Below are 14673 nucleotides of genomic sequence, written 5' to 3' on the forward strand. Positions count from 1 at the left end.
TTGACGATGATAGTAACTCAAGCCCTTCTGCAACAAAAAATCGCGACCCTGGAATCGATAGTCAGAGATGAAGAGGCTGAGTTCACTTTACAGGCGCTGCGTATGCTGCTGGATGCAATGCATAAGATTGATTCGCTGGAAGAGAATATTGCTACGCCCGTCCGTTTACCTTATTGCAGTTCGAGTCCGGTTTGTGAGATTGAAGCCGGGTACGCCGCTGGCGTCAGTGACTGCCGTGAGGCTATTCGCAGGGCGGGATACCCGATTGAAGGAGATGATTAATCACTGAAAACTGTACTGTATCAGCAAAATCTACTAACGTATTCGGCCCCGCGATTCAGGCTTAAGGTGCCTCAGTGAAGATTGTTCAGGACAGCCTAAGAAATAGCCAGGCGTTGTTGATGTCAGCGCTTATCACTTTACTTTTTACTTCACTGTATCTCTTTATTATTTACGAACAACGACAGGCCGTTGTGAATGAAGGGATGAGTCGTCTGCAAACGCGGATGATGGATATTTTCAACGATAACGAACTCATCGCCGATGCGACAGGGGTTCGCTACCACCAGATCAAAAATGCCGGGCAGTGCGGCAACCTCTCAAGGTTTTCCCCCAGGGATTCGGATTCATGGGGAATCAATGCCGACCGGGCGCGGATCCATTCCGCAACGGGCACTATTGTTTCCCGTCAGCCCAATATTAACGCTTTATGTATGTTTGCGGCGGCGGAGTTTATTCGGGATCGGATGAACACCCTTAATCCGGGGGATTATGCCGCGCATCGCTACATTATCGCCAAAGATGCCAGCTATTTTTATTGGTTCACGCCAGCAGATGCAAAACCCTTCTATTTTAGCGACTCTAAAATGGCGGGCGATATCACCGACTTTTTCTTACCGCCCGTGGGCTTTTATACGCGTCTGCTGCAAAAGAATGTCAAATCCAAGTCGCTCAGTTCAACGGACTTTTATACGGACAAAATCACGAATGAAAAAGCGTACAGCGTAGTCAGTTATATTTACGATCTTTCTGGAAAAGAGATCTCCGATCATATCGTTGCGTATCTGGTGTATGACCATTCTAAACCTGAGCTACAGGAGGCGCTGACGGAGGCCTTTGAACATCATATTCCACCCGGCCTTAATGTGGCTCTGGTGCATACGCCCACGCAGGAAAGTCTCTGCCTGAGCGGTGATTGCCAGCCTGTCGCCGGGGAGTCCATCCGCGCAATGTCTGCAAAATATGCGTTCCATTCCTCGCTCTCTCTGCATCGGTTCGTCAGATACGACACGCAGGCCGGGATTGCGATTCTGCTGGCGCCATTCTTCTTTATCCTGATCTTCCTCGGCTTAAAATTCTGGCTGAACGCGAGCGATCTGAAGGTGTATATCGACTCGCTGACGGGCTGCTTTAACCGCAAGATCCTTGATATTGTGAAGCGCAGGGACTTAACGCGCAGCTGCGTGGTGCTGCTGGATTGTAATAAGTTTAAAGCCATCAACGACACCTGGGGGCATGTGGCGGGAGACCGGGCGTTGCAAATCATTGCCAACAGAATGCTCTCTAACACCCGCACCAGTCATGACCTGGTGATTCGTACCGGCGGCGATGAGTTCGTTATTTTGCTTTACCGCGCGCAGATCGGTGACGCGATAGCCATCGCGGAGCGGATAACCGGCCAGATAAATGATTATGCATTTATGGTTGATGGTCATGTTGTACCGCTGTCGGTGTCATGGGGCGTCGCAGAAGTAACCCGCGATCTGGATACGGCTATTCAGGATGCGGATAACGAAATGTACAGAATGAAGCAGATGAGAGAATGACGGGATTGGCCCGATAATCATGGCATTATCGGGCCTGTTGCCTGAGCAATATTATGCGCGGGTCGCGGCTTTCATTGCCGTGACAAACGCTTTCAGCTCGGTCAGCATCTGCCCGGGGTTTGCGACGTTTTTCTCAATGAGCTTAACGATTGCTGACCCGGAAATCGCCCCGGCGGCGCCGGCTTCAATGGCACCTGTAACCTGTTCCGGGGAAGAGATGCCAAAGCCCTGCAACGGGGGCGCGGCGTTATACTCTTTCAGTTTTTCCACCAGATGATGCAGTGGTAATGCGGCGCGGTTTTCTGCGCCCGTCACGCCTGCCCGCGAAAGCAGATAGGTATAGCCGCGGCCATAAGAGGCTATCTGGCGCAACAGATCGTCATCGGCATTGGGTGGGCAGATGAAAATCGGCGCCACGTTGTAGCGTAATGCCGCCTGACGGAAGGGCGCAGACTCCTCAACAGGCACATCCGCCACCAGTACGGAATCCACACCGACTTTCTCGCACTGCGCGTAAAATTCGTCGATCCCTTTGCTGAACACCAGGTTGGCGTACATCAGCAGACCAATCGGAATCGTCGGGTGTTTCTGACGAATCAGCGCCAGCATCTCAAAGCATTGCGTAGGCGTTACGCCTGCGGCAAACGCGCGCAGCGTGGCTTCCTGGATGGTCGGCCCGTCTGCCAGCGGATCGGAGAACGGAATGCCGAGTTCAAGGGCATCGGCGCCAGCTTCAATCAGCGTATCAATAATGTTCAGTGACTGTTCAACGGAAGGATCGCCCAGGGTCACGAAGGGGACAAATGCGCCTTCCTTGCGATCCTTCAGCTGAGCAAACAGGTTTTCATAGCGTTCCATCAGATTTCCCCTCGCGCTTTCAGAATATCGTGTACGGTGAAAATGTCTTTGTCGCCGCGACCGGAAAGGTTAACGACCAGCAATTGTTCTTTTTCTGGATTTTCACGCATCATTTTCAGGGCGTGAGCCAGGGCGTGGGACGACTCCAGCGCCGGAATAATCCCTTCATGCAGACAGAGCGTTTTAAAGGCTTCCAGCGCTTCGTCATCGGTGATCGACACGTAATCGGCGCGACCAATACTGTTCAGATACGCGTGCTGCGGCCCAACGGACGGGAAATCCAGCCCGGCGGAAATGGAGTAGGACTCTTCAATTTGCCCTTCTTCGGTTTGCATCATCGGCGCTTTCATACCGAAATAGATGCCCACGCGGCCATGCTTCAGCGGCGCGCCGTGCTCGCCTGTTTCAATCCCGTGGCCGCCAGGTTCGACGCCAATCAAACCCACGCTGGTTTCGTTGATGAAGTCCGCAAACATGCCGATTGCGTTGGAGCCGCCGCCCACGCAGGCAATCACGGCATCCGGTAGACGACCTTCTTTTTCGAGGATTTGCGCTTTCGTCTCTTCCCCGATCATGCGCTGAAATTCACGGACGATGGTCGGGAACGGGTGCGGGCCTGCCGCAGTTCCGAGCATATAGTGCGCGGATTCATAGCTGCCGGACCAGTCGCGAAGCGCTTCGTTGCAGGCGTCTTTCAGGGTGGCGGAGCCGCTGTGTACAGGGATCACTTCCGCGCCCATCAGTCGCATACGAAAGACGTTTGGCGACTGACGCTCGACGTCTTTTGCGCCCATATAGATACGGCATTTCAGACCGAGCAGGGCGCTGGCGAGCGCGGAAGCCACGCCATGCTGACCTGCGCCCGTTTCGGCGATAATCTCTGTTTTACCCATGCGTTTCGCCAGCAGCGCCTGCCCCAGTACCTGGTTTGTTTTGTGCGCGCCACCGTGCAGTAAATCTTCACGCTTCAGATACAGCGTGGTTTTGGTGCCGGCGGTGATATTCTGGCATTTGGTCAGCGCGGTTGGACGGCCTGCATAGTTCTTCAGCAGATCGGCAAACTGGGCCTGAAACTGCGGATCTTTCTGCGCACTGACGAACGCTTCTTCCAGCTGGCGCAGGGCAGGCATCAGAATCTGCGGGACATACATGCCGCCAAATTCACCAAAGTAGGGATTGAGTAATGTTGTCATGTTTTCTTCCTTAATATGCGCGCAGTGTCTGAAAGACCGAGGCCAGAAGGTGTGCATCTTTGATGCCCGGCTGTGACTCTACACCAGAATTAAAATCGAGACCGGCACAGCCGGTTTTTGCCGCTTCCACGCAGTTGTCTGCGCCTAATCCGCCCGCCAGCAATACGTTGTCCAGCGTTTCACCGTTCAATAACGACCAGTCAAAACGTTGGCCGCTGCCGCCCTGACCGTTATCGAGAACGTACTTATCAACGTGCTGGTAATCACGAGCTGGCAGTGCGTCGCCCACGCTAAGCGCTTTCCAGATTTGTACCTGTTCCGGTAATGCGGCGCGCAGAGCATCGACATAAGCCTGGTCTTCACTGCCATGCAGTTGCACGGCCTTGAGCGACAAGGTGGTCGCTTTTTCACATACCTCGGTGATAGCGGTATTGCGGAATACGCCGACATATTGCAGGGGGGCTGCGGCTATCACCTCGCGCGCCTGGTCGAGATTTACGACGCGAGGCGACGAGGGAACAAAAATCAGTCCGCCATAAATGGCGCCTGCTTCGTAAGCGGCTTTTGCATCCTGAGCGCGCGTCAGGCCGCAGACTTTGTTCTCGCCAAGCAACACGCGACGCACGGCGGCGTGCAGATCGGCATGGGACATCAATGCAGAACCGATCAGGAAACCGTTAGCGAAGTGGCTTAGCTCGCGCACCTGTGCATAGGTATTAATCCCGGACTCGCTGATCACGGTCACGCCGTGCCCCAGTTTTGGCGCAAGCTGACGGGTACGGTTAAGGTCAATCGACAGATCGCGCAGGTCGCGGTTATTAATGCCGACGACTTTCGCACCCAGTGCGATGGCGCGCTCCAGTTCTTCTTCGTTACTGACTTCCGTCAGCACGCCCATTTTCAGACTGTGGGCGACGGCGGAAAGCTGGCGATATTGCTCGTCATCCAGTACGGAGAGCATCAGCAGACAGGCATCGGCCTGGTAGTAACGCGCCAGATAGATTTGGTAAGGATCGATGATGAAGTCCTTACACAGAATCGGCTGCGGCGCGATACGGCTGACAACAGTGAGAAAGTCAAAACTCCCCTGGAAATATTTCTCATCGGTCAGAACGGAAATCGCCGACGCGTAATGTTTATAAACACCGGCAATCTGCGCGGGGTCGAAGTCATCACGAATCACCCCTTTGGAGGGGGACGCTTTTTTACACTCCAGAATAAATGCGGTACGCGTGCCTTGCAGCGCATCATAGAAATGGCGGGCACTTGGCTGAACCTCATTCTGGAAACTGGCTAACGGTTGTTGTTGTTTACGGGCTTCTACCCAGATCGCCTTATCCGCGACGATTTTCGCTAAAACGGTTTGCATCATTTACCCTCTTGCCGCCAGTGCGGTAACCCGGTCATAAGCTGCGCCACTGCGCAGTACATCAATCACAGTTTGCGCATTGGCCTTTAAATCTTCCTTACCATGCAGGCGCATTAACATGGCGACATTCGCAGCGACAGCGGCCTCGTGAGCGGCTTCACCTTTACCTTGTAACAAGCGGGTGAGAATGTCACGGTTTTCTTCCGGCGTGCCGCCTGCCAGCTGTTCCTGGTGATACGGGGTGAGGCCGAAGTCTTCCGCCGTGAGCTGGTAGCTCTTGATTTCGCCATCGTGCAGTTCAGCCACAATGGTTGGCGCATGCAACGACACTTCATCCATACCGCCGCTGTGAACCACCGCCGCACGCTGATAACCCAGTACCCGCAGGGTTTCGGCAATGGGCAGCACCAGCTCCGGGCTGTAGACGCCAATCAGCGCCAGCGGCGGGTGAGCCGGGTTGATCAGCGGCCCCAGCACATTGAACAAGGTGCGGGTTTTAAGCTGCTGGCGAACCGGCATCGCATGACGGAAACCGGTATGGTATTTCGGTGCGAACAGGAAGCAGACGCCCAGGTCGTCCAGCGCCTGACGCGATTTATCGGCGTTCATATCCAGATTGATACCGAATGCCGCCAGCAGATCGGACGAACCGGATTTACTGGAGACGCTGCGGTTGCCATGTTTGGCCACCTTCAGCCCGCAGGCCGCCGCCACAAAGGCGCTGGCGGTGGAGATATTGATGCTGTTGCTGCCATCACCGCCGGTGCCGACAATATCGGCAAACAGATAGTCCGGGCGCGGGAACGGCGCGGCATTTTCCAGCAGCGCGGTAGCGGCGCCAGCGATTTCGTTCGGATGTTCGCCACGCACTTTCATACTGACCAGCGCCGCCGCCAGTTGTTCTGGCTTCAGTTCGCCACGGACCACGGCAGAGAAAAGCTGGTGGCTTTCCTGCTGGGTCATGGTTTGCGCCTGGTACAATTTTTCCAGAATCGGTTGCAGCGTATTGGTCGGCTCCAGTTTTTGTTGCGCCCAGGCCAGCGTTTGTTCCAGCAACAGCGCACCTTGCGTAGTAAGAATGGACTCCGGGTGGAACTGAAAACCGCAGACGCGATCCGTGTCGTGACGTACCGCCATCACCATGCCGTTAAAATGGGCGTTAATCGTCAGCCCCGCAGGCACGTTGCTGCCCACCAGAGAGTGATAACGAGCGACCGGCAGCGGGTTCACAAGGCCGGCAAACATCGCCTGTCCGTCATGTTCAATGCTCGACGCTTTGCCGTGGAGAATCTCGCCCGCCTGACCGACGTAACCACCGTAGGCTTCAACAATCGCCTGGTGTCCGAGGCAGATGCCGATAATGGGCAACTTGCCGCGCAGACGGGTCAACAACTCCGGCATACAACCGGCTTCGCTGGGGACGCCTGGTCCAGGAGAAAGCATCAGCACCGGGTTTTTCATCGTCGCAAGACGGTCGATTAAGGTCTGCGCCGGGATATGGTTACGGTAAATCACCACATTGTGGCCGTTGGCCCGTAGCTGATCTGCCAGGTTGTAAGTAAAAGAGTCGATGTTATCGAGCAGCAGAATGTCAGCCATTAGAAAATCTCCTGTGCATGGTGCGCGGTGGCAATAGCACGCAGAACCGCGCGCGCTTTATTACGGGTTTCGTCGGCTTCAGACTGCGGAACAGAATCCAGCACGATTCCGGCACCGGCCTGCACGGTGGCGATGCCGTCTTCCACCAGAGCAGAGCGAATCACAATGCAGGTATCGAGATCGCCATGCGCGGTGAAATAGCCCACCGCACCGCCATAACTGCCGCGACGACGTCCTTCGGCACCGGCGATAAGCTGCATGGCGCGAACTTTTGGCGCGCCGCTCAGCGTGCCCATATTCATACAGGCGCGGTAAGCATGCAGCACATCCAGATCGCTGCGTAATTCACCCACCACGCGGGACACCAGGTGCATAACGAACGAATAACGATCGACTTTCGTCAGGTCGGCAACGTAGCGGCTGCCGGGAGTACAAATGCGCGCCAGATCATTACGCGCCAGATCGACCAGCATCAGGTGTTCAGACAGCTCTTTATGGTCGGTGCGCATCTCCAGCTCAATGCGGCTGTCGAGATCGCGATCCAGCGAGCCGTCGGCACGGCGACCGCGCGGGCGTGTGCCGGCGATGGGGTAGATTTCAATCTGGCGACTGGTCGCGTCGTACTTCAGCGAGCTTTCCGGGGAGGCGCCAAACAGGGTGAAATCGTTATCCTGCATAAAGAACATGTATGGACTTGGGTTGCTCTTTTTCAGTACGTAATAGGCCGCCAGCGGTGACGGGCAGGGTAATGAGAAGCGGCGGGAAGGCACCACCTGGAAAATCTCTCCTGCGCGAATCGCTTTCTGCATGGTACGCACAACGGCGCCAAACTCTTCGTCGCTCTGGCTGCATTCGCAGCGCATTTGCGGCACTGGCGTAACGGGCAACGGCGGCGCGGGTTCGGTTAATTGCTGCGTCAGCTGCGCGAGGCGCGCCGTCAGACGCTGTTTTTCCGCTTCATTATCGGTAAAGAGGCTTGCCTGAATACGGGTGCTTTTCTTCTGATGGTCAATCACCATCAGCGTTTCCGCCAGATAGAAGCAGTAATCCGGGCAGCGATTACCGGCTTCCAGTTGCGGTAACGCTTCAAATCCCGCCACCAGGTCATAGGCAAACAAACCGCCGAAAAACATGGCTTCGCGCTCTTCAGCAGGCACATTCACCAGGTTCTGCAACAGACGGAATGCGTCAAATACCGACAGCGAACACAGACGCGCATCCTCATCTAACAGCGGACTTACTGCGGGAAAGCGCAGCTTCCGGTTGCCGGGCAGCGCTGTATTTTCAACGCCTGCGGGCAGCGCGGCATCCAGCAGCGGGAGCAGGGATGCACCGTTATCCGTTAACGCTTCGATAGTGACAGTGTCACCCAAAGCGGTAATGCGCAGCGCGCTATCGACCAACAGCAGGCTTTTCAGATCATTTTTACTGTCGATATCAGCAGATTCCAGCAACAGCGTTGCCGGGCGGTCGCCACAAACCTGATGGAACAACGCCGTCGGGTTCTCACGGTAGGCGGCATTGCAGGAAAGCAATTCGAGTGTTGGTTTTTGTATTTGCATCGTTATTCTCATTCATTCTGTTCAAAAAAAAGCCCGCTCATCTGGCGGGCCGGGTATCTGGTTGCTTATTGCAGACGTCATACACTGCCCGAAATCAGGAAGTGCGCCACCAACCGTGCAGTACGAATGTTGCTTTCATCTCAGATACCTTCTTCATGTGAACTTGCGTACTAGTTAACTAGTTCGATGAAATAAAGTCAACACCTGATTTCAGTATATTTGCCGGAACCGTTATGATGTTTGTGAAAGAACATTTATTAAGACGGGAGCCGCCTTGAGCGACACGAATTACGCAGTGATTTACGACCTGCACAGTCATACAACGGCGTCCGATGGTCGGTTAACGCCAGAAGCGTTAGTACATCGTGCGGTAGAGATGCGAGTCGGCACACTGGCGATCACCGATCATGACACCACAGCCGCTATTCCGGCGGCAAGAGAAGAAATTTCACGTTCCGGGCTTGCCCTGAACCTGATTCCTGGCGTGGAAATTTCAACTGTCTGGGAAAATCATGAGATCCATATTGTGGGTCTGAATATCGACATTGCGCATCCGGCGATGTGCGCGTTCCTGGCGGAGCAAACCGAACGTCGTCAGCAGCGTGCGCGTCTGATTGCCGAGCGTCTGGAGAAAGCGCATATTCCAGGGGCGTGGGAAGGCGCTTTGCGGCTTGCCGACGGTGGGGCCGTGACGCGCGGGCATTTCGCCCGTTTTCTGGTGGAGTGCGGCAAAGCCGGGAGCATTGCCGATGTTTTTAAAAAATACCTTGCGCGTGGGAAAACCGGATACGTTCCGCCACAGTGGTGTACAATAGAACAAGCTATTGATGTGATTCATCATTCTGGCGGTAAGGCAGTATTGGCCCATCCGGGCCGCTACGACCTTAGCGCTAAGTGGCTGAAAAGGTTGATTGCGTATTTTGCGCTGCATCGCGGTGATGCGATGGAAGTGGCGCAATGCCAGCAGTCGCCCAATGAGCGAACCCAACTGGCGACCTATGCGCGCCAGCACCATTTATGGGCATCACAAGGCTCTGATTTTCATCAGCCGTGCCCGTGGATTGAACTGGGTCGCAAGCTCTGGCTGCCAGCAGGCGTCGAAGGCGTATGGCAGCTGTGGGAAGAGCCACAAACACCACAGTGAGGGAAGTATGAGCCAGTTTTTTTATATTCATCCTGAAAACCCGCAACAACGGCTGATCAATCAGGCGGTTGAAATTGTGCGTAAAGGCGGGGTGATTGTTTATCCAACCGATTCCGGCTATGCGCTGGGTTGTAAAATCGAAGATAAAGGGGCGATGGAGCGCATCTGTCGCATTCGCCACCTGCCGGACGGGCATAACTTCACGCTGATGTGTCGGGATCTGTCTGAGTTATCGACCTATTCGTTTGTCGATAACGTTGCTTTTCGCTTAATTAAAAACAATACGCCGGGCAACTACACTTTTATCCTGAAGGGAACGAAAGACGTGCCGCGCCGCCTGTTACAGGAAAAACGGAAAACAATCGGTCTGCGCGTGCCGTCGAACCCGATCGCGCTGGCACTGCTGGAAGCGCTGGGCGAACCGATGCTCTCCACCTCGCTGATGCTGCCCGGCAGCGAATTTACCGAGTCTGACCCGGAAGAGATCAAAGACCGCCTGGAAAAACAGGTCGATTTGATCATTCACGGCGGTTACCTCGGCCAGCAACCGACCACGGTGATTGATTTAACCGATGATTCCCCGGTTGTCTTGCGCGAAGGCGTTGGTGACGTTAAACCTTTCTTATAAGGGCGCAACTCTGTATACTACGCGGCCTTAAAATGGCGCTGTAAAGCGCCGTTGATTCTCCTGTTCGACGCCTGTGAAGGCGACACCTGAAGGAAGCTCTATGAGCGAAAAGTTACAAAAAGTGCTGGCTCGCGCTGGCCACGGTTCTCGCCGTGAAATTGAATCCATTATTGAAGCAGGCCGTGTAAGCGTTGACGGCAAAATCGCCACGCTTGGCGATCGCGTTGAAATCACGCCGGGTCTGAAAATCCGTATCGACGGTCATCTGATCTCGGTGAAAGAGTCTGCGGAACAAATTTGTCGCGTTCTGGCCTATTACAAACCAGAAGGTGAGCTGTGCACCCGTAACGACCCGGAAGGTCGTCCTACCGTTTTTGATCGCTTACCGAAACTGCGCGGCGCGCGCTGGATTGCCGTAGGTCGTCTGGATGTGAATACCTGCGGTTTGCTGTTGTTCACGACGGATGGCGAACTGGCGAACCGTCTGATGCACCCGAGTCGTGAAGTTGAGCGTGAATACGCCGTGCGCGTATTTGGTCAGGTTGATGACGCCAAGCTGCGTGACCTGAGTCGTGGCGTTCAACTGGAAGATGGCCCGGCGGCGTTTAAGACCATCAAATTCAGCGGTGGTGAGGGCATTAACCAGTGGTACAACGTCACGCTGACCGAAGGGCGTAACCGTGAGGTACGTCGTCTGTGGGAAGCGGTTGGCGTGCAGGTTAGCCGACTGATCCGCGTGCGCTATGGCGATATTCCATTGCCGAAAGGGCTGCCGCGCGGTGGCTGGACCGAACTGGACCTGGCGCAGACCAACTATCTGCGTGAACTGGTGCAGCTGGCGCCGGAAACCACCTCCAAAGTGGCCGTGGAGAAAGACCGACGTCGTATGAAGGCGAACCAGATTCGCCGTGCGGTGAAGCGTCACAGCCAGGTTGGCGGCGGTCGTCGTTCAGGCGGTCGTAACAACAACGGTTGATGCTGAATGCCCGGTGGCGCTTACGCTTACCGGGCCTACGTTTTGCCTGTAGGCCGGATAAAGCGTTTACGCCGTCATCCGGCACCGTTTCCTAATAATCAATTCCCATCTGGGCCTTCACGCCCGCTTCAAAAGCATGTTTGACCGGACGCAGCTCGCTGACCGTGTCGGCCAGTTCCAGAATATCGCGATGACAACCGCGACCGGTAATAATCACCGTCTGATTCTGCGGACGGGCATTTAAGGCATTGATGACCTCTTCAAGCGGCAGATAGTCATACGCCACCATGTAGGTCAGTTCATCCAGCACGACCATATCCAACGTTGGGTCCGCCAGCATACGTTTGCCATGTTCCCAGACAGCCATACAGGCTGCGGTGTCGGTTTCGCGATTTTGCGTTTCCCAGGTGAACCCGGTCGCCATCACCTGAAACTCCACGCCGTGGGACTCCAGCAGATTGCGCTCGCCGTTAGGCCATGTGCCTTTAATGAACTGCACTACGCCCACTTTTTTACCGTGGCCGACGGCACGCGTTGCGGTGCCGAATGCCGCCGTGGTTTTGCCTTTACCGTTGCCGGTAAACACGATGATGATGCCGCGTTCGTCCTGCGCCGCCGCAACGCGGGCGTCGACCCGGTCTTTCACACGCTGTTGGCGTTGTTGATAGCGTTCTTCAGTCATTGGGCGATTCCTGGTTTACGGCCCGGCTGGGCATCAAAAGTCATACCGGTTTTACGGCGGCTGTCGTCGCCCATCAGCCACAAATAGAGGGGCATGATATCGGCGGGCGTTTTTAACTTCTGCGGATCTTCCGTAGGGAAGGCGCTGGCGCGCATACTTGTGCGCGTGCCGCCTGGGTTGATGCAATTTACACGTAAGGGGTGGTTCTGGTATTCGTCCGCCAGTACCTGCATCATGCCTTCGGTGGCGAATTTAGAGGTGGCGTAAGCGCCCCAGTTGGCGCGTCCCTGACGACCGACGCTTGATGAGGTAAAGACCAGCGAACCGGCGTCGGATTTAAGTAATAAAGGAAGCAGCGCCTGAGTCAGCATGAATGTCGCATTGACGTTAACCTGCATAACATCCTGCCAGACGTGCGGATTTTGTTCGCTCATTGGGCAGATATCGCCCAGTAACCCGGCGTTATGCAGAACGCCATCCAGTCGTGGATAGTGCGCCGCAATCCGCTGGCCTAACTGGTGGCACTCTTCAGCGGTGCAGGTCAGTAGATCCAGCGTAAACCACTGTGGCAATGCGCCTGTATCTTCGGCGACAGTCTGTGCGACCTGACGCAGTTTTTCTTCATTTCGACCCAGCAAAATAACGTTTGCGCCGTAGCGCGCGTAGGTGAGCGCGGCTTCGCGACCAATGCCATCACTGGCGCCAGTGATCAGAATAATGCGATTTTGCAGTAGATCTTGTTTAGGTTGGTAATGCACGGCTACTCCTCGGCGACGCGTTGGGTCACCCTGCCAGTTGTCTTATCTTCTCTTTAACTTTTCGGCTTTATGCCTGAAAGCCCGCGTCATTTCAATCAGTCAACGGCGATAACGCCGAAAAATGAACACTTTGTCATACTTTTCACCCAGTAACCGCAACGCAGGATCAAACGAGACGGGCTAACACGCCTGTTGTACACTGAGCCAAAATAGCGTTGTTTAACCAAGGTGGGACTCGTGGAATTGTTGTCTGAATATGGGTTGTTTTTGGCAAAAATCGTCACTGTCGTGGTGGCAATCGCCGTCATTGTGATGCTGATCGTGAATGCTGCCCAGCGTAAACGCCAGCGTGGGGAACTGCGGGTAACGAATCTCAGCGAGCAATATAAAGAGATGAAGGACGATCTGGCGACGGCGCTGATGGACGGTCATCAACAAAAACTCTGGCATAAAGCGCAGAAAAAGAAGCTGAAGCTGGAGGCAAAAGCGGCGAAAGCGAAAGCAAAGCAGGGGGAAAATGCCGCGACGGGGAAACCTCGTGCCTGGGTGCTGGATTTTAAAGGCAGTATGGATGCCCACGAAGTCAGCGCGCTGCGTGAGGAGGTGACGGCGGTGTTAGCGGCGTTTAAACCGCAGGATCAGGTGGTCGTGCGTCTGGAAAGCCCCGGCGGCGTTGTGCATGGCTATGGCCTGGCGGCTTCGCAATTGCAGCGTCTGCGCGATAAGCAGATCCCGTTGACGGTAACGGTGGACAAAGTCGCCGCCAGCGGCGGTTACATGATGGCCTGTGTGGCCGACAAAATTGTTTCGGCGCCGTTTGCGATTGTTGGCTCTATTGGCGTTGTGGCGCAAATCCCTAACTTTAATCGCTTTTTGAAAGGGAAGGATATCGATATTGAGCTGCACACGGCGGGCCAGTATAAGCGCACGCTGACGCTGCTTGGCGAAAACACGGAGGAAGGGCGCCAGAAATTCCGTGAAGATCTGAATGAAACCCATCACCTGTTTAAGCATTTTGTGCAGCAGATGCGCCCTGTGCTGGATATCGAACAGGTGGCCACAGGCGAGCACTGGTATGGCCAACAGGCGCTGGAGAAAGGTCTGGTGGACGAAATCAACACCAGTGATGACGTCATTCTCCGCTTGATGGACGGTTATGAGGTGTTCAACGTTCGCTTTATGCAGCGCAAGAAATTGATGGATCGGTTTACGGGCAGCGCCGCAGAAAGCGCCGATCGTTTGTTGCTACGCTGGTGGCAGCGCGGACAAAAACCGCTGATGTAAAATTGTCATTGCCCGGTGGCGCTAACGCTTACCGGGCTTGCGGACTGTTTTGTAGGCCGGATAAGGCGCAGCCGCCATCCGGCAAACAGCCCGGTGGCGCTAACGCTTACCGGGCTTGCGGATTGTTTTGTAGGCCGGATAAGGCGCAGCCGCCATCCGGCAAAACCTTTCCTGCGTTAATCGATCAGGTGATACTTCTCAGAAAGCACATGTGCCAGATGTTTAAACATATTAAACACGGCGGTGCTTTTTGGCGTCGGTAAACCTTGCTCGTCTAAAAAGTAATCGCCGCTGAAGACCAGCACGCCGTTTCGCTGCGCCACACCGGTGGCGACAATCCCCGCCAGCGTGTCCTCATGCTCACGAATGATTTTGTTGGCTTCAATCAGCAGTGTTTCACGATCGATAGGTTGGGTGTCTTTATGCATTATTTACTCCTTAAACAAGGACATTAGTCTACGCCGGGCGCTGCTTATGGGCAAATATTCCCTGATAAACACGAAGGTCTTGTAAAGGTGCTGTTACTGGCGAGATTTGTTTTTGCATGCTAATAAAGTTGCGTAACGAATTTTATCAGGTACAGTGTGACGCTTTCGTCAATCTGGCAACAGATTTGCTTGACATTCGACCAAAATTCCGTCGTGCTATAGCGCTTGTGTGCTAAAAAGCCTGTTAACTCAGTCACCTGAGGATCACGTTTCGCGCACCGAGTCAGTACAAGGGGTTGATATCCGCCGACACAGAGACCATATCGGTGTCTCGTCGCCAGTGGAAGGTGAATCAACGTGCGACGC

Annotated in this window: 14 protein-coding genes, 1 pseudogene and 1 other annotated feature; of the genes and pseudogenes, 6 read left to right on the top strand and 9 right to left on the bottom strand. The window is 54.7% G+C overall.

From position 1 onward, the window contains the following. Positions 1-6: 6 nt before the first annotated feature. Both OGW17_RS08120 and OGW17_RS08125 read left to right on the top strand, forming a co-directional pair. Entirely contained in the window at positions 7-282 is a 276-nt protein-coding gene (locus tag OGW17_RS08120; RefSeq protein ID WP_071258420.1) for a hypothetical protein, read from the top strand. A 74-nt stretch (positions 283-356) separates the two neighbouring features. After that, on the top strand, positions 357-1826 hold the full coding sequence (locus OGW17_RS08125) for a GGDEF domain-containing protein (RefSeq protein ID WP_071258417.1): 1470 nt from the start codon (positions 357-359) through the stop codon (positions 1824-1826). A gap of 51 nt (positions 1827-1877) precedes the next feature. Here OGW17_RS08125 and trpA read toward each other — a convergent pair whose 3' ends face one another. From trpA to trpL, 6 genes are all read right to left on the bottom strand, one after another. Then, positions 1878-2684, bottom strand: coding sequence for a tryptophan synthase subunit alpha (gene trpA, locus OGW17_RS08130; RefSeq protein WP_049009727.1), 807 nt, complete (start codon positions 2682-2684; stop codon positions 1878-1880). After that, positions 2684-3877: a tryptophan synthase subunit beta gene (gene trpB, locus OGW17_RS08135; protein ID WP_012132217.1), complete on the bottom strand. Its 1194-nt coding sequence runs from the start codon at positions 3875-3877 to the stop codon at positions 2684-2686. Before trpB ends, trpA begins: the two co-directional genes overlap by 1 nt. 10 nt (positions 3878-3887) lie before the next feature. Further along, complete coding sequence (gene trpCF, locus OGW17_RS08140) at positions 3888-5246, bottom strand: bifunctional indole-3-glycerol-phosphate synthase TrpC/phosphoribosylanthranilate isomerase TrpF (RefSeq protein ID WP_071259036.1); 1359 nt, start codon at positions 5244-5246, stop codon at positions 3888-3890. A gap of 3 nt (positions 5247-5249) precedes the next feature. Next, entirely contained in the window at positions 5250-6845 is a 1596-nt protein-coding gene (trpD, locus tag OGW17_RS08145) for a bifunctional anthranilate synthase glutamate amidotransferase component TrpG/anthranilate phosphoribosyltransferase TrpD (protein WP_012132219.1), read from the bottom strand. Then, positions 6845-8407 (bottom strand): anthranilate synthase component 1, encoded by a 1563-nt coding sequence (locus OGW17_RS08150; protein WP_071258413.1) that lies wholly within the window; start codon positions 8405-8407, stop codon positions 6845-6847. The genes trpD and OGW17_RS08150 overlap by 1 nt, the downstream gene beginning before the upstream one ends. 23 nt (positions 8408-8430) lie before the next feature. Next, positions 8431-8525: a sequence feature (Trp leader region), on the bottom strand. Continuing rightward, positions 8502-8546, bottom strand: a complete 45-nt coding sequence (gene trpL, locus OGW17_RS08155; RefSeq protein WP_012905981.1) for a trp operon leader peptide — start codon at positions 8544-8546, stop codon at positions 8502-8504. (Overlaps the previous feature by 24 nt.) A gap of 135 nt (positions 8547-8681) precedes the next feature. On the opposite strand from trpL, the pseudogene rnm reads away from it, so the two are divergent. From rnm to rluB, 3 genes and pseudogenes are all read left to right on the top strand, one after another. Further along, positions 8682-9562: pseudogene (gene rnm, locus OGW17_RS08160) on the top strand (RNase RNM). After that, the gene (locus OGW17_RS08165) at positions 9559-10179 is read left to right on the top strand and encodes an L-threonylcarbamoyladenylate synthase (RefSeq protein ID WP_012132222.1); all 621 of its coding nucleotides are present in this window, start codon (positions 9559-9561) and stop codon (positions 10177-10179) included. The pseudogene rnm and the gene OGW17_RS08165 overlap by 4 nt, the downstream one beginning before the upstream one ends. A 100-nt stretch (positions 10180-10279) precedes the next feature. Then, entirely contained in the window at positions 10280-11155 is an 876-nt protein-coding gene (gene rluB, locus OGW17_RS08170; protein WP_012132223.1) for a 23S rRNA pseudouridine(2605) synthase RluB, read from the top strand. Between the two features lie 91 nt (positions 11156-11246). On the opposite strand, the gene cobO is transcribed toward rluB, so the two are convergent. Both cobO and OGW17_RS08180 read right to left on the bottom strand, forming a co-directional pair. Continuing rightward, complete coding sequence (cobO, locus tag OGW17_RS08175) at positions 11247-11837, bottom strand: cob(I)yrinic acid a,c-diamide adenosyltransferase (protein ID WP_058669227.1); 591 nt, start codon at positions 11835-11837, stop codon at positions 11247-11249. Further along, entirely contained in the window at positions 11834-12595 is a 762-nt protein-coding gene (locus OGW17_RS08180) for a YciK family oxidoreductase (protein ID WP_058669226.1), read from the bottom strand. Before OGW17_RS08180 ends, cobO begins: the two co-directional genes overlap by 4 nt. A gap of 237 nt (positions 12596-12832) precedes the next feature. On the opposite strand from OGW17_RS08180, the gene sohB reads away from it, so the two are divergent. Then, positions 12833-13879 (top strand): protease SohB, encoded by a 1047-nt coding sequence (sohB, locus tag OGW17_RS08185; protein ID WP_024130302.1) that lies wholly within the window; start codon positions 12833-12835, stop codon positions 13877-13879. 176 nt (positions 13880-14055) lie between these two features. On the opposite strand, the gene OGW17_RS08190 is transcribed toward sohB, so the two are convergent. Continuing rightward, positions 14056-14307: a YciN family protein gene (locus OGW17_RS08190; RefSeq protein ID WP_071258410.1), complete on the bottom strand. Its 252-nt coding sequence runs from the start codon at positions 14305-14307 to the stop codon at positions 14056-14058. Between the last annotated feature and the right edge of the window lie 366 nt (positions 14308-14673).

Origin of the sequence: Citrobacter sp. CK181, assembly GCF_030333595.1 — a bacterium.
In the GTDB taxonomy this organism is placed as follows: Bacteria; Pseudomonadota; Gammaproteobacteria; order Enterobacterales; family Enterobacteriaceae; genus Citrobacter_B; species Citrobacter_B koseri.